Origin of the sequence: Flavobacterium sp., from assembly GCF_046293665.1 — a bacterium.
GTDB lineage: Bacteria > Bacteroidota > Bacteroidia > Flavobacteriales > Flavobacteriaceae > Flavobacterium.
Window position 1 is genome coordinate 356794 of the sequence record NZ_JBKBOL010000002.1, and the last position, 23050, is coordinate 379843.

The 23050-nt window shown below is 35.3% G+C and carries 14 protein-coding genes; 7 read left to right on the top strand and 7 right to left on the bottom strand.

Annotated features, from left to right (window positions below; all coding sequences use genetic code 11):
- The first annotated feature begins 151 nt into the window (after positions 1-151).
- Together ACK4R1_RS06035 and ACK4R1_RS06040 are read left to right on the top strand one after the other, a co-directional pair.
- Positions 152-823, top strand: a complete 672-nt coding sequence (locus tag ACK4R1_RS06035; RefSeq protein ID WP_409684664.1) for a TetR family transcriptional regulator C-terminal domain-containing protein — start codon at positions 152-154, stop codon at positions 821-823.
- The gene (locus tag ACK4R1_RS06040; protein ID WP_409684666.1) at positions 824-2137 is read left to right on the top strand and encodes an ABC1 kinase family protein; all 1314 of its coding nucleotides are present in this window, start codon (positions 824-826) and stop codon (positions 2135-2137) included.
- Positions 2138-2224: 87 nt separating this feature from the next.
- Here the strand turns inward: ACK4R1_RS06040 and ACK4R1_RS06045 are convergent, their stop codons facing one another.
- Entirely contained in the window at positions 2225-3622 is a 1398-nt protein-coding gene (locus ACK4R1_RS06045) for a hypothetical protein (protein WP_409684668.1), read from the bottom strand.
- Positions 3623-3782: 160 nt separating this feature from the next.
- On the opposite strand from ACK4R1_RS06045, the gene ACK4R1_RS06050 reads away from it, so the two are divergent.
- On the top strand, positions 3783-4703 hold the full coding sequence (locus tag ACK4R1_RS06050) for an ABC transporter ATP-binding protein (RefSeq protein ID WP_409684670.1): 921 nt from the start codon (positions 3783-3785) through the stop codon (positions 4701-4703).
- A gap of 113 nt (positions 4704-4816) precedes the next feature.
- Positions 4817-5824 (top strand): 3-oxoacyl-ACP synthase III family protein, encoded by a 1008-nt coding sequence (locus tag ACK4R1_RS06055; RefSeq protein ID WP_409684672.1) that lies wholly within the window; start codon positions 4817-4819, stop codon positions 5822-5824.
- Between the two features lie 83 nt (positions 5825-5907).
- Here the strand turns inward: ACK4R1_RS06055 and ACK4R1_RS06060 are convergent, their stop codons facing one another.
- Together ACK4R1_RS06060 and ACK4R1_RS06065 are read right to left on the bottom strand one after the other, a co-directional pair.
- A complete protein-coding gene (locus ACK4R1_RS06060) occupies positions 5908-8355 on the bottom strand; it encodes a TonB-dependent receptor domain-containing protein (RefSeq protein WP_409684674.1) in 2448 nt (815 codons plus the stop codon).
- Between the two features lie 170 nt (positions 8356-8525).
- A complete protein-coding gene (locus tag ACK4R1_RS06065; protein ID WP_409684675.1) occupies positions 8526-13139 on the bottom strand; it encodes a choice-of-anchor L domain-containing protein in 4614 nt (1537 codons plus the stop codon).
- A gap of 209 nt (positions 13140-13348) precedes the next feature.
- On the opposite strand from ACK4R1_RS06065, the gene argS reads away from it, so the two are divergent.
- Positions 13349-15127 carry an arginine--tRNA ligase gene (gene argS, locus ACK4R1_RS06070; RefSeq protein WP_409684677.1) on the top strand — a complete coding sequence of 593 codons (1779 nt, stop codon included), beginning with the start codon at positions 13349-13351 and terminating at the stop codon, positions 15125-15127.
- A gap of 63 nt (positions 15128-15190) precedes the next feature.
- Here the strand turns inward: argS and ACK4R1_RS06075 are convergent, their stop codons facing one another.
- The gene (locus ACK4R1_RS06075; protein WP_409684679.1) at positions 15191-16105 is read right to left on the bottom strand and encodes a DUF6607 family protein; all 915 of its coding nucleotides are present in this window, start codon (positions 16103-16105) and stop codon (positions 15191-15193) included.
- 97 nt (positions 16106-16202) lie between these two features.
- Here ACK4R1_RS06075 and ACK4R1_RS06080 point away from each other — a divergent pair, with 97 nt between their 5' ends.
- Positions 16203-18278, top strand: a complete 2076-nt coding sequence (locus tag ACK4R1_RS06080; RefSeq protein ID WP_409684681.1) for a TonB-dependent receptor plug domain-containing protein — start codon at positions 16203-16205, stop codon at positions 18276-18278.
- A 17-nt stretch (positions 18279-18295) separates the two neighbouring features.
- The gene (locus ACK4R1_RS06085) at positions 18296-18913 is read left to right on the top strand and encodes an HmuY family protein (RefSeq protein ID WP_409684683.1); all 618 of its coding nucleotides are present in this window, start codon (positions 18296-18298) and stop codon (positions 18911-18913) included.
- 57 nt (positions 18914-18970) lie between these two features.
- Here ACK4R1_RS06085 and ACK4R1_RS06090 read toward each other — a convergent pair whose 3' ends face one another.
- The 3 genes from ACK4R1_RS06090 to ACK4R1_RS06100 are packed head-to-tail and all read right to left on the bottom strand — an operon-like array spanning position 18971 to position 22964.
- Positions 18971-21496: a TonB-dependent receptor plug domain-containing protein gene (locus tag ACK4R1_RS06090; protein ID WP_409684685.1), complete on the bottom strand. Its 2526-nt coding sequence runs from the start codon at positions 21494-21496 to the stop codon at positions 18971-18973.
- Positions 21483-22397 carry a FecR family protein gene (locus ACK4R1_RS06095; RefSeq protein WP_409684687.1) on the bottom strand — a complete coding sequence of 305 codons (915 nt, stop codon included), beginning with the start codon at positions 22395-22397 and terminating at the stop codon, positions 21483-21485. The genes ACK4R1_RS06090 and ACK4R1_RS06095 overlap by 14 nt, the downstream gene beginning before the upstream one ends.
- A 45-nt stretch (positions 22398-22442) precedes the next feature.
- On the bottom strand, positions 22443-22964 hold the full coding sequence (locus ACK4R1_RS06100; protein ID WP_409684688.1) for an RNA polymerase sigma factor: 522 nt from the start codon (positions 22962-22964) through the stop codon (positions 22443-22445).
- Positions 22965-23050 lie beyond the last annotated feature (86 nt).

Below are 23050 nucleotides of genomic sequence, written 5' to 3' on the forward strand. Positions count from 1 at the left end.
ATCATTTATGTTTAATTGAAAGCGTTCACCACAAGTGAACGCTTTTTTTATTTTCATTTTTTTTGAACAACATTTAACAAAACTTTTTGTTTAGTTATTTTAAAAAATGATTGAACAGTTGTAAATTTACGTATCTTTTAAAATCAACACTATGGCAACAACTAAACGCGCTAAGGCAAAAAAAGACATCATTAATGACGATTACATTATAGAATTGTTTATTAATGATGTTTTAGAATCCAATGAAGAACCCAAAAATGCTTTTGTGTTTTGTAAGAAGCATGAAATAGAGGAAAGCGATTTTTATTCCTTTTTTGGTTCGTTAGAAGTTGTAAAACAGAATATTTGGGTCAAGTTTTTGGAAAATGCTATCGCTACAATTGAAAAAGAGCAAGAGTTTCAGAGTTATTCGGACAAGAATAAATTATTGACACTTTATTTTACTTTGTTTGAAATTCTAACGTTGAATAGAAGTTATGTGTTGTTTTCACTAAAAGAAAATAAGGAAGGATTAAAAAATTTGAAAAACTTAAAACTTTTCAGAAACCATTTTAAAGAATATATCGTAGATAAAATAAAGTCAAAACCCTCAGAGCAATTCGGGAAAGTAGCGAAAGTAACCGAACCTGTTTTCTCTGAAGGTGCTTGGCTTCAGTTCTTATTCATATTGAAATTTTGGATGGATGATTCTTCTAAAAGTTTCGAAAAAACAGATGTCTTGATTGAAAAATCAGTAAATACTGTAGTGGATTTATTAGATACTAAACCATTGGAAAGTTTGTTTGATTTAGGCAAATTTCTTTGGAAAGAAAAAATGCAATAAATGAAAACATTAGATAAAATCCCAACCGGTAAAATTGAACGCGCCAGTCAACTGGTTAAAACCGGAATTAAAGTTGGAGGGAATTACGTAGCTTATTATGGTGAAAAAATAGTGAATCCTAATTTAAACCGTGATAAGCTAAATGAAAGCAATGCTGAAGATATATATGACGGATTGAAAAACTTAAAAGGAAGTGCTTTGAAAGTCGCTCAAATGTTGAGCATGGACAAAAGCATTATGCCGCAAGCTTATGTCGATAAGTTTTCGTTGTCACAATTTTCGGTTCCGCCTTTGTCAGCGCCATTGGTTCGAAAAACATTTAAAAAATATTTGGGAAAATATCCTGAAGAATTATACGACTCCTTCACTCCGGATGCTATGAATGCGGCGAGTATCGGTCAGGTACACAAAGCAACAAAAAATGGGAAAAAACTTGCTGTGAAAATCCAATATCCGGGAGTGGCGGATAGTATTAGCTCTGATTTGGCTTTGGTGAAACCTTTTGCCACCAGAATGTTTAATCTGAAAGGAAAGGATTCTGAGAAGTATTTTCTGGAAGTAGAAAATAAGTTATTGGAAGAGACGGATTATATCTTGGAATTAAAACAAAGCTTAGAAGTATCCGATTGGTGTAGCAAAATAGACAACTTGCGTTTTCCGAAATATTATCCAGAATTTTCTTCAGAGAAGATTTTGACAATGGAATGGATTGACGGAGAGCATCTTTCAGAATTCACAGCGCACAATAAAGATAGGGTTAAAGGCGACAAAATTGGGCAAGCATTATGGGATTTTTATATGTACCAAATGCACCATTTGAAGCAAGTACACGCCGATCCGCATCCGGGTAATTTTTTAATTGATGCTGATGGAACATTAGTGGCTATAGATTTTGGTTGTATCAAGCACGTTCCGGAAGAATTTTACATTCCGTATTTTGAATTGGCAAAACCTGAAATCATTGGCAATCCAAAATTGTTCAATGAAAAATTATATGAATTAGAAATTTTGCGTCACGATGACAGCAAAGCGGAAATAGACTATTTTACCAAGATATTTCACGATTTGCTGAGTTTGTTTACCAAACCGTTTCATGGCGACTATTTTGATTTTTCAGACGAAGATTTCTTTGGTAAAATTGCCCAAATGGGTGAAGAATTTTCTAAAGACACCCAACTCAGAAAAATGAATGGAAATAGAGGTTCAAAGCACTTTTTATACATCAACAGAACCTTCTTCGGATTGTATAATTTATTACATGATTTAAAAGCAAGAATTGACACTAAGTCATTTGAAAAATACATTCAGAATTAAAGATTGTTTATTTATTGGTTAGGTTGATAAGAGCGACACTCCACGTTTGAGTCCCGTCGCTCTTATCTTTTTTTATAAAAAGCCAATTTAATTTCCAATCACTATCCAGTCGGCACCATCGCTTTGTACCATATATCGGGTATTTGCATTTAAAGTATTTAATATGGTATTGGTTACATCGTCATAAATTATTCCGCCTAATGTTGAAAAAATCTTAGCACCAATGCCGTTACTGCCAATAATGATAAATACTTTACCGGCATTACCAATAGCATTTGGCAAACGAATTTCCGAAACACCACCAAAAACTCTTATGGTATATTCTGTCAAAGAAACGTTGTAAATTCCGGTGGCTGCTCCGGTGGTTGTATATGGTTTTATTGTATTCACTGGAACGGTTGCCCAAGTCGTAATTCCTGCGCCATCGGTTTGTAAAAACTGACCGTTTGTTCCTCTGTTGGTTGGAAAAGAATAGCCGGTCGTTGTTGGATTTCCTATTTGTAGCGTACCGTTTGTTCTTAGGATGTTATTGTCAAATTCACCATAAATCAAAGCGTTAGAAGCATCAGCATTCGAATTTTCAATGTACAGTTTGTTACTTCCCGTTTCTAATCTTCCTGCTTGATATCCTATACCAACGTTTCCGCTGCCCAAAACATTCCTCAAGGCTTCATAACCTAAAGCGGTATTGTTGGTGCCAGAAACATTTTGGCGTAAAGCAGCAAAACCTACTGCCGTATTATTGTCACTATTGGATGTAGTCAAAGCATTTCTTCCAATGGCCACATTGTTATTGGCGGAACTATTGGAATATAACGCTCCTGAACCAATAGCCGTATTTGTGATTCCTGATGTGTTGGAGAATAAAGCAAATTCTCCGACACCTACGTTTAATCTTCCGGTTGTTAAACTCGGCATGACATTTACACCAAAAGCGGTATTTCTTACTCCAGATTGTGTTCCAAAATTAATGGTAGGATTAAGCATTGAATTAGCACCAAAAGAAGTGTTTCCATTGTTAAAATTGAAACCACCGTCATAAGTTGGATCTCCAATATAACCCGCTCTAATGTTAAATCTTCTGAAAACAATATCTTGATTATCAGTTGTTCCTAAAAAATGGGTTGCCGGATTTGTATTGGCATTTCCCAAAATATTCCAATCAATTCTTTCACTGGATTGAATGCCAATCCAATTCGCTGTCCCATTGTCCCAATAATAAAAACCTGGAGTGCGACTGCTACTCGCAAATGTTGCAGTTGTAGTAAGATAAACTAACATTCCCTGTTGCAATGCTGTTGGATTTGTGGCAGGAAAGCTGTCTATTTTTGGGATCAATATACCATCAGTATTGGCCGGAGTAGATTGGTTACTCGAGCGAATATCAAATTGGGCTTCGGGTGAAGTTGTATTGATTCCCACCTGAGCCAAAGTTTTGTTAGTAACAAAAACGATAAATAGAAAAATAATTAATTTCAATTTCATATTTCAAAGTATATTTGAACATCTTGTGTAATAAATTATTTTGTTCCGTGAATAGACCATAATCTCAACAAAGTTGAGGATTTTTGTAAAAAAAACAATGCGAGATTATGCAAAATTGCACATTTGTGAAATTTAATACCGGCACCAATTCCTTAAACCCATGCTGAAAGTTCAAAATATTTCTTTTTCTTATAAAGATAAACCCACACTGAGTTCCGTTTCTTTTCAATTAGAAAAAGGGAAAAGCTTAGTGGTAATTGGTGAAAGTGGCTGTGGAAAAAGTACGTTGCTTAAACTGGTTTATGGCTTATATGATTTAAACGAAGGGCGAATATTATGGAACAAAAATGAAGTTTTAGGGCCAAAATATCATTTAGTTCCCGGTATGGAATATATGAAATATTTGGCGCAAGATTTTGATTTAATGCCTTTTATTACTGTCGCGGAAAATGTAGGTAAATACCTTTCAAATATTTATGCAGACAAGAAAAAAGAACGCATAGCTGAATTACTTGAAATTGTTGAAATGACCGAATATGAGAATAGCAAAGCCCAGTTTCTCAGTGGTGGACAAATGCAACGCGTGGCTTTGGCCAGAGTTTTAGCACTCGAACCCGAAGTGTTGTTGTTAGACGAACCGTTTAGCCATATCGATAATTTCAGAAAGAATAGTTTGCGTCGAAAATTGTTTGCCTACCTGAAAGAAAAAAAAATCACAACCATTGTGGCAACACACGATAGCTCTGATGTGCTTTCTTTTTCTGATGAAGTGATTGTGATGAAAGATGGCAAAATTATCAAGGCGGATTCGCCTAAAAATTTGTACCAAAATCCAACCAACAAATACATCGCTTCGCTTTTTGGAGACGTTAATGAAATTGAAATCGATGGTAAGCTTCAATATGTTTATCCACATCAATTGAAAGTGGTTCCAAAGTCTGATTTAAAAGTTGAAATCGTCAATAGTTATTACAAAGGCAGTCATTATTTGGTAGAGGCAAAATACAAAACCCAAATCCTTTTTTTTGAAAGTCAAGAAGATTTATTGCCAGGTGGTTTCTTTTGCCTAAGTTTTAAATAAAATACCAAACCCATATTTTAGCAATCTCTAAAAAATGACTACCTTGTGTGGTGCTTTTTTAAAAGATGCTTACTTTTAACGCTTCATTTTTACTAAATTAATAGAAACGAAATATGTACCAGTCCAAAATAACAGGCTTAGGTTTTTATGTTCCCGATAATGTTGTGACCAATGATGATTTGGCCAAAATAATGGATACCAATGATGAATGGATTCAGGAACGCACCGGTATCAAAGAAAGACGACACATCATAAGAGGCGAAGATACAACAACTTCCATGGGTGTAAAGGCGGCTAAAATTGCCATAGAACGTTCCGGTGTTGCTCATGATGACATTGATTTTATTGTCTTTGCCACGATTTCTCCCGATTTCTATTTTCCGGGACCGGGTGTGGCTTTGCAGAAAGAATTAGGTTTAAAAACTATTGGTGCTTTAGATATTCGTAACCAATGTTCAGGTTTTATATATGCGTTATCTGTAGCCGACCAATTTATCAAAACCGGAATGTATAAAAATATTTTGGTGGTTGCTTCAGAAGTGCAATCCTTAGGTTTAGACATGTCCGATAGAGGTAGAGGTGTTTCAGTAATATTTGGTGATGGCGCAGGTGCTGCAATGTTAAGCAGAGAAGAAGATGCTACAAGAGGAATTCTTTCAACACACTTGCATTCAGAAGGAGAACATGCTAAAGAATTAGCCGTTTTAGCACCGGGAATGGGCGGAAGATGGGTGACTGATATTATCGCTGAAAATAATCCTGAAGACGAAAGTTATTTTCCTCACATGAACGGACAATTTGTATTTAAGAATGCAGTAGTTCGTTTTAGTGAAGTCATTAACGAAGGTTTACAAGCTAATAATTTACAAGTTTCAGATATTGATTTGCTGATTCCGCACCAAGCGAATTTGAGAATTTCTCAGTTCATTCAGCAAAAATTCAAATTGAGAGACGACCAAGTTTTTAATAACATTCAAAAATACGGGAACACAACAGCTGCTTCTATTCCGATTGCTTTAACAGAAGCATGGGAGCAAGGTAAAATCAAAGAAGGCGACACTATTGTTTTGGCAGCTTTTGGTAGCGGATTTACTTGGGCAAGTGCAATTATAAAGTGGTAAAAACAAACCTGTATCAATAGAAAAAGCCAAACTTTACGTTTGGCTTTTTCATAACAACTAAATTCAAATAATCCATGTGATAATTATAAAAGGCCACCACTACCTTGTGTTTCGTTTTGATCTCTTTGTTTGCGTTGCATAGCACTGTTTTTGCCACCACCAAACATATAGTTAAATCCTAAATAGAAGGTTTGACTTTCCCAGTAAAAGGCTCCCACTTGACGATAAGGAATATTTCCATCAAAGGCGAAATTCATTGTCTCAAAAACGTCATTTACTCGGGCGGTAATACTTCCTTTTCCTTTTAGAATAGTATATGTAGACCCGATATCCATTTTATACATAGGTTTTCTTTCAAACTGTAACCCTAAATCTCTTCCTCTGTACATGGCAAATAAATTGAATCTCAATTTTTTGGTTGCTACAAAGTTGTTGTTCATTCTCGCATTGAAGATGACTACATCGGCTTCGGCTCTTTCTTGTTCTTGGGTATTGGCATTTTGAACCGTTCCTCTAACGGTTTTAAAATAAGCATCGCTACTGGCATTGACTGACCACCATTTGGTTAACTTTAAGTTGGCAGAAACTTCGGCACCAATGGCACTATTATCATCAAAATTGTCATAAGAAATAATGTCTTGATTGTTATTGTCAGGGTTTTTATAAATGATTCTACCAATTTCATCATTGATTTGTCTGTAAAAAACACCGGTAGTAACCGAGCCTATTTTAGTTGTTCTGGTATAATTTACTTCGAATGAATTGGTAAATTGCGGTTCTAATGCCGGGTTTCCTCTTGATTCAACCAATGGCGTTGTCCATTCTCTGATCGGGCTGATTTGGCCAATACTTGGTCGGTCAACACGTCTTGAGTAGTTGAAGTTGAAAGAATCTTTGTCACTGGCTTTATAGTTGAAAAATAAAGAGGGATAAACTGAGAAAATCTCGTCCTTGATACTGCTTTGGTCATTGATATTCTCGGTCGGATCTGAGGAAGATACCACGTTTTCAAAATCGCCATCTATTTCATACTGTTCCAATCTTACTCCGGCTTGTACACTCCATTTTTCCCATTGCTTACCTAAGTTGGTATAAAAAGAATGAATATTTCGGGTAAATTCAAAATTTGAATTTCCAACTCTACTATAGGTAGGTGACTCAGTAATTACTTCATCAAAATCGTTTGTGATTTTTTGTAGACGCGTTTCAGCACCAATTTCCAACTTAACCGTTTCTGATAACGGATTTACATAATCTAAGTTGATTTGCAAATAATCGGTATCACGCTTGATGTCATTATTGGTAAATCTTGTTGAGGTTGGGTTGGTTTGAGCAAATACATAGTCAGTGTTTTCCGGACTTTTAGTATTCGAAAAGTTAGCCTGAAAATCTAAAGTTTCTCCTTTTTTAGTAAAATCATGTTTATAAGCTAAATCATAAGTTTGTGTATGGTTTTCAGTGTCAGAATCCGATGTTTGTCTAGAATTTCTCAATAATGAATTCAGATAATCAATATTCGTGTAGCCAAATCCTCCGCCATTTACAATGTTTTGATTGGTGTAAAAGGAAATCGTGTTTTTTTCATTAATAAAATAATCCATTCCAAATTTAATCAGATGAGAAGTATTCAAGTTTGAACCACCAAATTCTTGATTGTTTTCGAAAAGTGGTCTGAAACTGTCGATGTAACCGTTATTAGCGTTTTTGCCATGATTCAAACCATAATTGGTGTAGAAGTTTACTTTTCCCACTTTATAATTTAGATTCAAAGCTGTATTGACTTTAGGAGTGATACCAAAAGTTACGCCTGAATTGATGCTTCCGTTGAAACCTTCTTGTGAATTTTTGTGTAAGATGATGTTGATGATTCCGCTCATGCCTTCCGGATTGTATTTGGCCGAAGGATTGGTAATCAATTCTATTTGTTTGATAGAAGAAGACGGAATTTGTTGTAACAATTGAGCCGGATCAATGTTTGAAGGCTTTCCGTCAATTAAAACTCTTACGTTTGAATTTCCTCTCAAACTCAATTCTTTGGTTTGCGGGTCAACACTAACCGTTGGAATATTGTTCATGATTTCTGAAGCAGTATTTCCGGAAGCGATTAAGTCTTTTCCAACATTAACTACTTTTCTGTCGATTTTTTGTTCGATAGTTGAACGCTCTTTTACGATTTCAACTCCGGTCAATTGTACTGCCTCTTCTTCAATAGCAATCGTATTGAGATTAACGTTTTTATCGCTTTCTGATAAAGTCACTGTTTGAATTACTTTTTTATAGCCAATAAATTGAATTTCAATGGTGTATTTTTTTAAAGCCAAACCTTTTATAGAGAAACTACCATTTTCTTGGGTGATTCCTCCGGTAATGATTTTTTCATTTTCTAGAACAGACACATTAACATATGGTATTGGTTGTTTAGAATTTTTGTCGATTACTTTACCCGAGATTATACCATTGTTTGTTGAACTTTGAGCCATTAGTATTGAAAAATTACTAAGCACTAAAAGAAAAAATAATTTAAATTTCATTTTGTTTTAATTGATGATTTAATGTTGAGATTTTTACCGATGAAGATGATTCTTCAACAGTTGTTAATTTGATTCAACCAAGTAGACTTGAAAAACATTTATTTGTTACAGTAAAAACAAAAAAACTCTCAAAAAAATTGAGAGTTTTAAATGTTATTTTTAATTAGAAATTACCGTTTCATAGCGAAGTGCGCCTTGAACTCTTGTTTCGTCTGATTCTCATCAGTATAAGTAACTACAAACCAATAATCATCAGAAGGCATCATGTTTCCATTGTAGGTGCCATCCCAACCATTTCCGCTAGGTCTTATTTGTTTGATGGTTTTTCCATATCGGTCATAGATCGTAATGTTGGCACTTGGCTGATTTGATAAATTAGAGATATTCCAAGTATCATTGTAACCATCACTATTAGGGGTGAAATACTTTGGATAGTTGATTACTATAGCTTGAATAGTAGTAGAGCCACATCCATATTTGTCTCTTACAGTGATTGTGTGTACACCTGATAAAACATTTTCAAAAACCGGACTGTCTTGGAATGGTCCATTATCCAATTGGTATTCAAAATTATTTCCTTGACCGGTAGCAACAACAGTGATGTATTGTGAATCCGAAAAATCTTCTGTCACAGTATAAGTAACTACTGCCGGTTCAGAGGCAATAACAGTTACATTTACCGGTTCTGAACTACATCCCGTTGAAGTTCTAGTGGCTACTAAAGTATAAACTCCTGGTAATACAGCAGTATAATTGTTTCCGGTTCCAACCGTAACACCTTGTTCATTTGTCCAAACAAAAGTATGGGTAGCTGAACTTAATCCGCTAAAGATATTGTAAGCATTTAAAAGTGTTTGTGTTTCACTGTCAAAGCAGATTACCCCATCAATTGGAGTCGGTTCAGGGAGTTTGTTTACAATAATTGTAATTGGCTTAATGTCAAAACAACTTGTAGCTAAAGTATTGCTAACTCTAACATAAATAGTTGAAAGAGTAGTGGTTGCAATAGCATTGGATTGGTTTGAAGCATCGGCTAATGAAGCATAGTAAGCAACAGTGAATTCGTTTCCGGTTTGAGCACCTAAAACGGCAGCAGACAAAGTTGATAAATTAAAAGGAGTTACCCCATCATTCGTTCCATCTTCATCGCAAACGGTTCTTTGAGCAACTGGAACAGGATTAGCAACCGGTGTATCAATGATAGTTACTGTAAATGAGCTTTCATCAGAACAACTAGGAGTGAAAGGCGAAAGAGCATAAATATAAATAGTTTGTGAGTTTGAAAATGTAGTTCCTGCAGGGAGTTGTGTTCCTGTTCCGTTTGGTCCTGTAAAATAGTTTCCAATGGTCAAAGCAGGCAAAGTATAGCTCTCACAAATTGTCACATTGGGTATATCATCTACGTTAAAAATAGTGATGGTAAAGCTAGTTTCGCTGGTACAATCCGGAGTAGTATTTGTTCTTGCAAAAACATAAACAACTTGAGTTGAAGTTATAGCGTCACCGGCATTTAACATAGTTCCGGTACCATTAGGGCCTGTGTAATAGTTACCAACAGTTAATGGTTGTAGTGTATAAGAATTACAAGCAAACACATTGGCCATAGTTGCAACTATAGGAGTGTTATTAATGGTTACTGTAAATGATGTTTCATCAATACAGGAGAATGCAGTTCTAATTTCAGACTCTTTGTAAATGTAAATAGTTTGTGTAGAAGTAATTGTGGTTCCGGCCAAAATTTCTGTTCCGGTTCCATTTGGACCTCCAGATTGTGTATAATATTTATTGTTTGTTGATAAAGTTGGTAAAGTAAAGCTATCACAAGCGGTTACATTAGCTAATTCATCTGCAGAAGTTGTAAAAATATTGATTTGAAAACTATTTTGTGCACTACAAGCCGGAGTTGAGTTAGAAATGGCATAAATATAAATCAGTTGAGAGGTTGTGATAACCGTTCCGCCTGGGATTATTGCTCCTGTACCATCAGGGCCAGTGTAATAATTTCCTACTTGTAAAGGGGTTAAAACGTATTGGTCACAAATATCAATATCTGATCTTGAACTAATTGCCGGTAATGGATTAATTGTTACAGTAAAAGTTGATTGGTTGAAACAAGTACTATTCAATCTTTTGAAAATATAAATTGTTTGAGTTGAAATAATAACGTCACCCGGATACAATAATGTACCGGTACCATCTGTTTCTGTGTAATATTCTCCATGAGTTAACGCCGGTAGTGTATAACTTTCACATACGACTACATCACTTAATGTATCAATTAACGGTTGCGCTATGCTTATAGTAAAAGATAAATTATTTGTACAGTTTGATCCACCACTTGCGGTTACAGCATATATATACAGTGTTGTACTGGAGTTGATAACTGTACCTGGCTGAATTTGTTGTCCGCTTCCGTTAGGACCTGTAAAATAATTACCCACGGCTAATTCAGGCAATGTATAGCCATTACATTGGGCTACATCTTGAGGCGCTGTTAACCCAATAACTACTTCAAAACTGTCTTCATCGCTACAAGGTGTTGTCCCGGTTGTAGTAGCAAAAACATAAATCGTTTGGCTGGTAGTAATTTGCGTTCCTGCAGCAAGTTGTGTTCCGCTTCCGTTAGGTCCTGTAAAATAGTTTCCTAAAGACAAAGCCGGCAAAGTATACGAAGAACATTCAAAAACATTAGCTCTTTCACCAACTTCAACAGTTGGGAGAATAGTAACCGTAAAACTTGCATCCACTACACAAAGAGGAGGTGTATCGGTTACAAAATAATGATAGATGGTCTGTGAAGTATTGATAATTGTTCCTGCAGGAATTTCAGCTCCTGATCCACCCGGTCCGGTATAATATTTTCCATAATCCAATGACGGTAAAGTATAGCTTCCGCAATTCGTTATACTGGAAGGTGTAAGCGAAGGGATATCAAGAATTGTTATGGTAAATGAACTATTTGCACCACAAGTTGAACCACTAGGTTGATTATAAATATATAGGGTTGTGGTCTCAGTTATAACATCACCGGCATTCAGCATAGTGCCTCCACCATCTGTTTCCGTAAAATAGTTCCCGTGGGTTAGTGGTTGCAAGGTGTAATTTGAGCAAACTATAACGTCTTCTAAATCATCAACAATTGGTGTCGAGTTTACGATTAGATTAAAACTTGTAGTACTAAAACAAGCCGTGTCATTTGAGTTGAAAACCCTAACATAAATAGTTTGTTCAGAGGATAAAAAATTAACGGAATTAGCAGTAGATATAGGATTAGTCGCATTGGTTGCGTTAAGTAGCGAGGTGTAATATCTTAATGTATATATTGAGGTTGACTGTCCATTTAGTATAGCAAGAGTTTGCGAAGTTAAATTGAAATAAGCATCGTTATCAGCATGAGATCTAGAACACATTATCAAATCTTGTGGCTGTGTTGCTGTTGGGGGCGGAGATATTATTAAATAGAATGATTTAACTCTAAAGCAACCATTTGGCAATTGAATTCTAACATAAATAAGTAGGTCATAAGCTGTATCATACTGAAGAGGTAACGGATTAAGATTGTTGTTAGCATCATTTTGCGTAAGATGATAAGTAACTTGAGTTAAAGGATCTAAACCTTGCTTTACTCTACTAGTGTTTGAATCTAAGTTAAAAGAATAGAGAGCTGCACCGGTATTACATCTTGATAGTGCTCTTGGATTCAATGAAACTATTTCTGGATAATATTCTATAGTTACTGTGTCTGAAATGGGTTGGCAAAAATTGTTATTATTAGTATAAGTAACAGTATAATCTCCTTCTTGGTTAATTACAAGAGATGGTGAAGTTTCACCAGTTAATACCACACCATTTCTTTCCCAAACAAAGGTGTAATCACTGGCATTCAAACCGGTATTTAAAGTATGAGTTGTTCCAAAACATAATGCATTATTGCCTGCTGTAGTTAAGTCTAAACCTAAAACATTTTGTCCAATGTTAAAGCTGTCAGAAGACATAAAAATAGCCGAATCTGACTGTGGGTCTAATCTGTCTGCAATTACTAATTTAATATGATAAGGCACACCCGGAGTTAAAACTGAAGCCGCAGTTAATACTGTAGTTTGTCCATTAAAATTGGTGGCAGCACCTGCAGCACCTGAACCACCATTAAAACTCCCGAAATATTGTGAGTTCGCCGAAGGACACGAAGAATTAAAAAGAAAATCTCTAATGGTTACAACAGAAATAGGATTATTACTGTTAGGTACTACCGCTAAGTTGGTAGTTATTCCGGTATTCATATTAGTCAATAAAAATGCAAAAGCATCAGAATACTGACATTGAAAATTACCATATTCTTCAGAAGCAAATATAAAATCAAAACTAAAATTAGGTGAAATTGGTGTAAAGTCAAATTCCAATACAGTAGCATTCGAAGAAACCATTGGAATGCCTGCTGCTGCTAATGTAGCTTCAAGACTCGCATCTCCGGGCCAAGCAACTGAACCATCATTTAAAATTGAGGTGTTCGGCCCTGGCGCATTCAAAGCATTTCCGGTACTCAAAACTACACCACTTTGCATAGGAAAATTGGGATTGGTGTTTTGAAAGAATCCAATTCCATTAGAGGAACCAAAATTAGATCCCGTACTCCATGTGATATTCGTCGCCGAGACACAAGGGGAATTAATCAAAACATTGTTGACCAATTGTGGTACAGTATAACTGGTTGTACTAACCGTTATAGCCTGTGAGAATCCTAGAGTAGAGATTAAGATCGAAATAAATAATAATAGTTTTTTCATGATTTGGGGATTTTGACGAGACAAATATTGATAATAATATCGTTTAAGAGCAAATAAAATCGATGAAATGCAATACAAAACGTTTTTATTAAGTATAAAACTTACAAATACGTATTATTCACTTACTTATTTTCAAATTTTATATTGGTAAACCAATTATTATAATTTATCTATGAATGTTTATCTTTGCCAACCAAAAAGAAATTACCATGAAGCTTTCACAAATTTTAACGAGTCACATTCAAGTTGCCATTCAAGAACTATTCAATGCCAATGTTGAAAGGGTAGAGTTTCAATTGACCCGCAAAGATTTTGAAGGCGATATCACGATGGTTATTTTTCCGTTATTGAAAGTCATCAAAGGAAATCCAATAGAAATTGGAACAAAAATCGGGGAGTATTTAATGGCTAATGCTGAAGAAGTGGTTCGATTTAATGTTGTTTCCGGCTTCCTAAATATTGTCGTTTCTGATAATTATTATTTGAATTTCTTCAACGGTATTAAAGAAAATGAAAACTTCGGATTTGTTTCGGTTAAGCCAAATGATAAAGCAGTAATGGTAGAATATTCTTCGCCAAATACCAATAAACCGTTGCATTTAGGTCATGTTCGTAACAATTTATTAGGTTACTCAGTAGCCGAAATTATCAAAGCTTCAGGTAAAAAAGTATACAAAACCCAAATCATCAACGATCGCGGTATTCACATCTGTAAATCAATGTTAGCGTGGCAAAAATTTGGCGAAGGCCAAACACCGGAATCAGCCGGTTTAAAAGGCGACAAGTTGGTTGGCAATTTCTACGTAAAATTCGACCAAGAATATAAGGCACAAATAAACGAATTAATTGCCCAAGGTAAAACCGAAGACGAAGCCAAAAAGCAAGCGCCAATTATTGTAGAAGCCCAACAAATGCTTCTGGATTGGGAAGCCGGAAAGTCTGAAATCATTGAGTTGTGGAAAAAAATGAACCAATGGGTTTACGACGGTTTTGCCCAAACGTATAAAAACTTAGGCGTCGATTTCGACAGCTATTATTACGAAAGCAATACTTATTTGTTAGGTAAAGAAGTAGTCCAATTCGGTTTAGAAAAAGGCATCTTCGAAAAAGATTCGGATGGTTCGGTTTGGATTGACTTAACCGAAGATGGTTTAGACCGAAAAATTGTATTGCGTTCTGACGGAACCGCCGTTTACATGACGCAAGATATCGGAACAGCCATCCAACGTGTGAAAGATTTCCCGGATGTCGGCGGTATGGTTTACACCGTTGGCAACGAACAAGATTACCACTTCAAAGTACTATTTTTAATTCTGAAAAAACTTGGATTTGATTGGGCAGAAAGTTTATATCATTTGTCTTATGGTATGGTCGAATTGCCTTCGGGAAAAATGAAATCTCGTGAAGGAACCGTTGTTGATGCCGATGATTTAATGGAAGAAATGACCGAAACCGCCGGAAGAATCTCAACGGAATTAGGAAAATTGGAAGGTTATTCAGCCGAAGAAAAAGCCAAATTGTTCAAAACGATTGGTCTCGGTGCTTTGAAATATTACATCTTAAAAGTTGATCCTAAAAAACAAATCCTGTTCAACCCGGAAGAATCAGTCGATTTCGCCGGAAATACCGGTCCGTTTATTCAATATACTTACGCGCGTATCCAATCGATTTTGCGCAAAGCGAATTTCGATTTAAATGCAATAACAACTGCAATCGAATTACACGACAAAGAAAAAGAACTATTAAAACAAATCGAACTTTTCCCGGAAGTAATTCAAAATGCAGCTCATAATCACAGTCCGGCGCTGGTCGCTAATTACACTTATGAATTGGTCAAAGAATACAACTCGTTCTACCAATCGGTGTCAATTTTAGGCGAAGAAGATTTGACTAAGAAAACCTTCAGAGTCCAACTTTCTAAAAAGGTGGGCGAAACCATAAAATCAGCCTTCAAACTCCTAGGAATAGACGTTCCGGAAAGAATGTAAAAACAAAAAATCCAAACTGAACAGTTTGGATTTTTTGTTTTTAATTGTTGCCTCAATCAATATTTATTTTACAACAAAAGAATCAATAATCGCATCAACTTCTTGCTGACTGGCTTCCGGTTTTAAATCAAACAGAAAGGAGTAAAGCGGTTTGTTGTTCACCGATTTTTGAAGTGTTAAATCTTTGTCATTAGCAAAAACGGCATCCCATTTCGTTCTAACTTTTTGCCAAAGTGCTTTGTTTGTTTTCCAATAATCTTGCGCCGCTTTACACTTGCTGTCATCGACTTTGGTGTAAACATCAAGTCCTTTTTCTTGTGCCAAAAGAACATCATTGCCTTTGTCATCTCTGACAATTTTGTCGTTGTCTTGTTCGTGTAACCAACCGTAAGAGGTAATTTCGTGAATGTTTCTGCGTTTCAACACATTATAGTCATCTCTTTTAGTGTGTTCTCTTCTTGGTAACGGCGCATCGGTGGTGGTGTTCCAATAGCTTTTGCCGTCTACAAAAACCCAACTCGCTGTTCCTTCATATCTCGGACTGTCATCAACTTGATAAATTTTTTGCGTCCATTGGCCTTTTACTGATTTTGGCGCTAATTTTTGGTATTTCCAAGTTTTGTCTTTGAAGAAAGAATACAATTCGGTGTTTTCATAAAGCCAATCTTGTCTCCAGTGTTTAACAATGTCTTTTTCTGTACTTCCGACAATCAATAAATGTTGCAATACAATTTTGTTTTCTTGGTTTTCGACCAATTCTACCCATTCTAATCCGCTGTCGTGTTTGGTTTTGGACGGTTTGTAGTTTGCGCTGTCTTTTGAATAACTGAAAGTTTCCGCAAAATTGAACTTGACTTCATAGCAACCACACATCGATTTAATAGCTTTTTGATCTTGTTGTTTTTTGGTTTCCTGACTAAAACCACTGAATCCGATTAGCAAAATTGCTGTTGAAAATAGAAATGAATTGATTTTCATATTGTTAAAATTTAGGTTTGAAATTATGTGACAAAAATATTAAATTAATTTAGAATAAATAAAAATAAGAATATATATTTGTCAAAAATTATTAAGAATGTTTCTAAATAGATGTTTTTGTTTTGGATTGATAATGTGCTCAGGTCTTGTTTTTGCTCAGGAAAAGCAAACAGTTGACAGTGTAAAAGTCAATGTGCTAAATGAAGTTGTCATTACAGCTACCAGAACAGAACGCAAACTCTCTTCGTTACCATTACCAACATCCATCATAACTTCTGATGCAATTTCAAGAGCCGGTGTTACCAGATTGAATGAAATTTTAGCAGAGCAAATCGGATTAATTACGATTCCGGATTTTGGCGGAGTAGAAGGCATTCAAGTACAAGGTTTAGACGCTGCTTACACTTTAATTATGATCGATGGCGTTCCGCTAGTTGGAAGAAGTGCCGGAACTTTAGATTTATCCAGAATTAGTGTTGGCAATATTGAACGAATTGAAATTGTAAAAGGCGCCTCATCTTCCTTATACGGTTCCGAAACTTTGGCCGGCGTGATTAATATCATCACCAAAAAACCAAAAAAAGACAATCTTTCAGGAAATCTGTCTTATCGATATGCAACTTTTAATACGAATGATGCCAATGCTGATTTTGTTTGGAAAAAAAAGCGATTTTCTGGAAGTATTTTTACCAATTACTTCGCAACGGATGGTTATGACTTGGACAAAACCAATGCGATTCAAACCGTAGAACCTTATTTCAGCACAACCATTCAGCCCAAATTGTATTATGAATTTTCAGAAGACCTAAAGTTGGTTTTTGGTAATCGATTTTACCATCAAAAACAAGAGTATAAAGCGGTTGTTTCAGATGAAAATTATAATGGCGATGCGAAAATTAACGAATGGAATTCGCAACTAAAATTGGAACAAAAATGGAATGCTAAAATTAATTCCGAATACGAAATTTACGCTACAAACTACAAAACAGCAGAGTTTTTAAAAGATGTCAATAACCAACTTTTTGAAGAAAGTTATTATAACCAATGGCTATTTCGACCGGAAATTAGAACCGCTTTCTCAACTCCAAAAAGTAAAACTACGGCCGGAATCGGTATCAACCATGAAACTTTAGACCGAACCTATTTCAGTTCCAATGTCACTTTCAATTCGCAATACGGATTTTTGCAATATGATTACAATCCAACAGAAAAGTGGAACATCTTGGCCGGATTTCGCTACGACAATCACAATCAATATCAGTCGCAATTCAGTCCAAAATTGGCTCTAAATTATAAAGTTAACAAAGTCATTTCTTTAAAAACTTCTGTCGGTTACGGTTTCAAAGCACCCGATTTCAGACAATTGTATTTCGACTTCACCAATTCATCCGTTGGTTATACCGTTTTAGGTTACAATGTCGCAGAAGATCGTTTGAACGAATTAGACAATCAAGGCCAAATTTTATTCAGAAGTCCGGGCATTGATTTCAACAATCCTCTAAAACCGGAAAGTTCGGTGAATTTCAACTTCGGAACTTATGTCCAAAAAGGCAAGTTGACGATTGACATTAATGCTTTCTACAATTCGATTTCCAATTTGATAGATACCAAAGTTGTTGCCCAAAGAACCAACGGTCAAAATGTATTCAGTTATTTCAATATCGATGAAATTTTCACTTACGGCATCGAAAATAACATCGCTTATAATTTCACGAATAAGTTTAAAGTTTCTGTCGGTTACCAATATTTAATTGCCAAAGACAAATCAGTAATTGAAGCAATAGAGAACGGAGAAGTTTTTGCCCGTGATCCCGAAACCTTACAGTCTTTTCAACTCAAAAAATCAGACTATTTCGGATTGTTTAATCGGTCGAAACATACCGCCAATTTCAAAGCCTATTACACTTTTACAAAGCTAAAAACAGATGTCAATTTGAGAATTTTTTACCGAAGTAAATATGGCATTTTCGACAGCAACAGCAATCAAATTTTAGACAAATACGACGATTTTGTCGATGGCTATTTCATCACTAATCTATCGGTTTCCAAACATTTTAAAGAAAAATTCTCACTCCAAATCGGAGCCAATAATCTATTCGATTTTACCAATCCGCAGGAAATCAGCAATATTTCCGGAAGACAACTTTTTGCCCGAATTCAATTTAATTTTTAATCTATAAATCCTTTTTTATGAAAACAAATTTCTTAAAACTTTCAATGATAGCCTTAGCTATAGTCGTTTCTTCTTGTAGTAATGACGATTCCAACGCAAATACGGCTTTGGAAACAGAAACTTTCTCTAATTTATTTGCACCACAAACCGGTGGTCAAGGACAGCCTGTTGGCGGCGCGTTTACCAAATTCAGTTTCTCGGAAAATGCCGTAGTTACCAATGACAATTGGGATATTGCTTTTAGAGGAACAACCATCATTGTAAATGGCGGAACTCAAATCGGAATTACAGATGAACCAACAAGAACCGGTGTTGGAGCAGTTAGCATGGTGACTGGAACATTGGCTGGAGTTACATTAATTCCTGCCGCTTCTACTTTTGCTCAGGATGGAAATGCAACTTACGCTATTCCAACGGGAAGTGGAAACGGTTGGTATGATTACAATCCAAGCAATAACATCATTTCGCCAATTGCCGGTAAAATATTTGTAGTAAAAACGCATGATGGGAAATATGCCAAGTTCGAAATTTTAAGTTATTATCAAAACGCACCTTCAAATCCGGATGCGACTTCTGTTGGACGTTACTTTACTTTTAATTTTGTGTATCAGCCTAATAGTTTGACAACATTTTAATTTTTTTGGTTAGTTTGTGCAGAAAAAGGCTGGAATTTTTTCCGGCCTTTTTTTATACTAAAAACTGAGTTTTATATTGAAGTTTGGCGTCATTTCAAGCGAATAAGTATCGACACTTTCTACCGAATTATCGGTTGTGTTGACTCTGTAAAAGCGATTCAAACTGTTTTGGGTATTCAATAAATTCAAGATAGAAGCAACAGTTTGCAATGTAACTTTCGAACTCAATTTCCAATCTTTAGAAACCGAAAAATTGACTTGAAAATAATCTTTAAGTCTGGAATTGTTCGGTGAATGATAAACGATATTCGGATTCGCTTCAGTAACCGTAAATGAAGCCGGCGTTGTAATTGGTCTTCCGGTATGCCATTTGGTTCCCAAAGCCAATTTCAGTTGCTTCCATTCATAAATTCCCGCCCAAGAAATAGCATGAGTAATCGCATAATTGTTAGGGAAAGTAGTAGTCGATAAGACTTCAAAATCGTATTTATTGTCATTGTAAGTATAACTCAACCAAGTGTAAAATCGATTAAATGATTTCTGAATCAAAAATTCGGAACCCAAAACCCGGTAATCACCTGTGGTTTTTTCCAATTCAAATTGGTTCTGAAAACCCTGACTGCTACTGGTAATTCCGGTGATTTTTTTATAGAAATTGTCTAAAGTCAAAAGCCAATTGTTCTTTTTATAACTAAAACCTAATGAAATCTGATTGCTTTTTTGAATAGGTATAGTCGAATTGTTAGCCAATGTCCATCGTCGTTTTTCAACACCCAAAAAATCTTGTTGCAAGTCGATAATTTGTGAAAGTGTTTGGCTTTTTTGTTCGCCCAAAATTTCAAATCTCAACTCAGAAGTTAACGCTTGATTGAACTGAAGTCTCGGTTCTAAAATAAAGGCATCGAATTTGTCAAAATAATTGGCCCGAAAACCGGCTTTCAAAAAGGTTTTTTTGCTTTCGGTTTCAAAAACACCTTCGGTAATTCCAACATGTGTCAGCAAAACATTGGTAATGGTTCTCGAGAAGAAAGGTGAGTTGATTTCGTCAAAATTCGTAATCCCGGTTTCATTGAATTGGTAACCCGAATTAAGGGTAAATTGATTTGAAATCGTATTCGAATGCCTAACTTGAAATCCGGTGTCAAGCACTTGATTTTTTTGATCTAAAATCTGATTGTTCTCCAAAGTTTCATAAGACGAATTCAAATCATAACTCGAAAAATAACCTTTAAATTCCGTAACATTTTTTGCATTCCAATTGGTTTTCCATTGAATTGTAGCACCGAAATTTTCCTGCTCCAATTGGCTGGTTCTGCTCAAATCGGTTGAAGTTTGATTGAATTGTAAAGTGTTTTCAATGGCAATAACATCAATATTCAATTCGTTTTTGGAACCAATTTTTTGCTCAAATTGTGCCGTCATATCGTAAAAATAGAAATCGACTTCACTTTTGTAATTCACAATTTCATTGTTGTTCAAATCGGTAATTACGGTGTTTTGAAAAATTCTGTCACTGTAGTTTTTATACGTAGGCGATTTAAAAAAATCAGTTAATGAACGTCTGGCAGACAAAGTCAAATTGGCCTTTTCGGAAACTTTTAATTTGGTGTAAAACTCAACACTAATAAGATTGGTACTAATGCTACTATTGGTTTTTTCTATCGAATTGGTTCTGGAAGAAATGTCAACCAAACTCGAAACACTTTCGCCAAAAAATGCCGAACTACCGTTTTTTGAAATCAAAATAGTTTGGGCCAATGATGGATTAAAAGCCGAAATCAAGCCAAAAAAGTGTCCGGTTTGAAACATCCGAATGCCATTCCAAAGAAATAAATTTTGGTCATGCGTTCCGCCACGAACATTGATGTTAGAAATCGTTTCATCAACGCTGATAATGCCCGGAACTTGTTGCATCGTTTGCAAAACATCGGGTTCGATTAAACCGGGTAAAATGCCGAATTTCTTTGGTTTTACTTCAATGGAACCATCCGTTTTTTTGCTGATTCCGGTTGCCAAATACCTTTGCGTTACAACTTCATCAAGCGATAGTGTTATAGACTGTAATTTGAATTTAGGACAATCAGCAACATTTAAATCTTTCGGATTGATGCTAAACGATTGGTAGCTTTGGTGTTGCACTTCAATTAAATCGGAAGAAATTTTAGGCAATTCAAAATAGCCGGTTTCATTGGTAAAAACTGAAATCGAGGTTTTGTCAATTTTGAGTAAAGCATTTTCAATTCCTTTTCCGGTTTCAACATCAAGCAAAAAACCACAAAGTGGTTTGTCTAATTTTTGGTCGTTGAAAATGCTGTAATATTTTTGGCTAATGGCTTTGAATCCGAGCTGAGTTTCTTTTTTTAAGTAATCAATTTTTTGTTCCAAAGTCCAATTTTTATCGGGTGGAACAATTGCATAAACTACAATTTCGTCTTCGATATAACTGAATTTTACTTCGTGTTTCTTCGTGATTTGTGCCAAAATATTTTTCAATGGAATGGCCTTCTTTTCTCCTTGCGCCAAACATTGGGCAACCAAAAAAAGAAAAATAAAGAAAGAATAGACTAATCTATTTTTGAGCATCAACCGCTTTTAAGAGGATTTTGTTTTTACTCACTTTAGTAGGTTTCAAATGATAAGTTGTGGACAAAATCTGCAAGGCAACATCAATATTTTCTGCCGGAATAGTTCCGGTGAATAATTGGGAATTGTCATTTGATTCTAAGGTCAAAGTTACATCAAAACGACGTTCGAATTCACCTATAATTGATTTTAAATTGGCTTGATAGAAAACCATTTCATTGTTCAGCCATTCCGGATTTTGAATAGTACTTTCGGGAATTTTGATAGATTTTCCGTTTTCAAAAGCAACACTCATGCCTTTGGTAATAATGACTTCAGTATCGCCATAATTCACTTTGACTTTTCCTTCATAACAAGTTACGTCAAATCGGTTATCGCGTTGTTTTACATTAAATTGTGTTCCGAGTACAGTCACTTTTCCGAGTGAAGTATTGACTTCAAATTTTTGCCCTTTGGCAACTTTAAAATAAGCTTCTCCGTTGAGTTTAAGCGATCGATGGTTGTCCCAATTCCATTTTTTATAGTCTATTTTGGAACCCGAGTTTAAAACTACTTCTGAATTATCCGGCAAAATAAATGAGTTTAAAACACCATTTTCAGCATACTCAGTTGAAGTGGCAAAGTTTTGGTAACCCAAAAACAATCCCAATCCGATGACTAAAACTGCCGCAATTCTGAAGAACCAATTTTGAGTGAGTGAAACGGTTTTAATTTCTTTCTTTGGTGAAGCTAAAATAGTCCGCAAAGTTTTATCTTCATCAAAATTGGGTGTTTCCAAAGATGATGAGTGTTTTTTAATATTTTCATAAATGGCAAAGTCGGGTTCCGCTTGGAATGCAGCCAATTCTTCATCGGTCATTTCGCCGGCCAGCCATTTTGCTAATTTGTAATTTTCTTCCATAATCTTCTGCATTTCAATACTGAAACCGTTTTATTTAATTTTACCCTACTTAAAATGATCAAACTCTTTTCTTAGTTCTACTAAAGCCAAATGAATTCGTTTTTCAACTGCTTTTACAGAGATGTTTAATATTTCAGCAATTTCAGCATATTTTTTACCATCAATACGATGCATTAAAAAGGCTACACGTTGGGTTTCGTTTAGATTGTCAATTGCTTTTAATAGTTTGCTTTTGAATTCGTTTTCTTCCAAAATAAACTCCGGACTTACATTAGTGGTATCTTTATTGGGAGCACTTTTAGCATAATTCAAAACCACTTTTTGATGGGCAATAACATTTAAGGAAGCATTATTGGCAATCGTATAAATATAAGATTTGGCCTTTTCAAGGGGAACATCGGCACAATTTTGCCATAATTTGATAAAGGCTTCTTGGGTTATATCTTCGGCTTGGTCTTCGTTGCCAAATTTGTAATAAAGGTAATTCCGCAAGGCTTTGGCATGACTTTTAAAAAAGCCGGAAAAAATATTTTCCTTACAAATCCCTGATAATTCCTTGTTTGACATAAAATTTAGTGGCTAAGTCTTTGGTAAAAATAATTATTTTTTTCAATTAAAGTAGGGTAATTTTACATTGACTTGTTTTACATCCA

Coding starts and splice junctions, on each gene's coding strand:
- ACK4R1_RS06035 (WP_409684664.1), top strand. CDS start 152: ATGGCAACAACTAAACGCGCTAAGGCAAAAAAAGACATCATTAATGAC.
- ACK4R1_RS06040 (WP_409684666.1), top strand. CDS start 824: ATGAAAACATTAGATAAAATCCCAACCGGTAAAATTGAACGCGCCAGT.
- ACK4R1_RS06045 (WP_409684668.1), bottom strand. CDS start 3,622: ATGAAATTGAAATTAATTATTTTTCTATTTATCGTTTTTGTTACTAAC.
- ACK4R1_RS06050 (WP_409684670.1), top strand. CDS start 3,783: ATGCTGAAAGTTCAAAATATTTCTTTTTCTTATAAAGATAAACCCACA.
- ACK4R1_RS06055 (WP_409684672.1), top strand. CDS start 4,817: ATGTACCAGTCCAAAATAACAGGCTTAGGTTTTTATGTTCCCGATAAT.
- ACK4R1_RS06060 (WP_409684674.1), bottom strand. CDS start 8,355: ATGAAATTTAAATTATTTTTTCTTTTAGTGCTTAGTAATTTTTCAATA.
- ACK4R1_RS06065 (WP_409684675.1), bottom strand. CDS start 13,139: ATGAAAAAACTATTATTATTTATTTCGATCTTAATCTCTACTCTAGGA.
- argS (WP_409684677.1), top strand. CDS start 13,349: ATGAAGCTTTCACAAATTTTAACGAGTCACATTCAAGTTGCCATTCAA.
- ACK4R1_RS06075 (WP_409684679.1), bottom strand. CDS start 16,105: ATGAAAATCAATTCATTTCTATTTTCAACAGCAATTTTGCTAATCGGA.
- ACK4R1_RS06080 (WP_409684681.1), top strand. CDS start 16,203: ATGTTTCTAAATAGATGTTTTTGTTTTGGATTGATAATGTGCTCAGGT.
- ACK4R1_RS06085 (WP_409684683.1), top strand. CDS start 18,296: ATGAAAACAAATTTCTTAAAACTTTCAATGATAGCCTTAGCTATAGTC.
- ACK4R1_RS06090 (WP_409684685.1), bottom strand. CDS start 21,496: ATGCTCAAAAATAGATTAGTCTATTCTTTCTTTATTTTTCTTTTTTTG.
- ACK4R1_RS06095 (WP_409684687.1), bottom strand. CDS start 22,397: ATGGAAGAAAATTACAAATTAGCAAAATGGCTGGCCGGCGAAATGACC.
- ACK4R1_RS06100 (WP_409684688.1), bottom strand. CDS start 22,964: ATGTCAAACAAGGAATTATCAGGGATTTGTAAGGAAAATATTTTTTCC.